This is a genomic window from Streptomyces sp. BE303 (genome assembly GCF_036290945.1).
Lineage (GTDB): Bacteria > Actinomycetota > Actinomycetes > Streptomycetales > Streptomycetaceae > Kitasatospora.
The window spans coordinates 1-313 of the sequence record NZ_JAQYWZ010000395.1 but is presented as its reverse complement, the minus strand read 5'-3'; the positions used below and the strand labels follow the sequence as shown (position 1 = coordinate 313).

Here is a 313-nt window from a genome sequence, read left to right as displayed (position 1 = left end):
TCGACGACGTTCCAGAAGCCCGCCTCCGCTGGTTCCGCCGAACGGCGGGGCGCTGCTGGTTGCAGCCTGTACCGCTGTTGCTGTATGGGGTTGGTGGGCTGATCGGCGGTTCGGACGCCGGTGAACTGGGGCGACCAGTCTACCGGTACACCTTTGAGGTGCTGGTTGGGCACTCGATCGGTGAGGTTGCCGCCGCGCATGTGGCCGGGGTGCTGTCGCTCGGCGATGCTGCGGCGCTGGTCTCGGCGCGTGGCAGGTTGATGCAGGCCCTTCCGGCGGGTGGGGCGATGCTCGCGGTGGGTGCTTCCGAGGC

1 pseudogene is annotated in these 313 nt (G+C 69.0%); it reads left to right on the top strand.

Annotated features, from left to right (window positions below):
• Positions 1 to 155: 155 nt before the first annotated feature.
• A pseudogene (locus PUR56_RS43300) lies at positions 156 to 313 on the top strand (acyltransferase domain-containing protein); the annotation flags it as partial.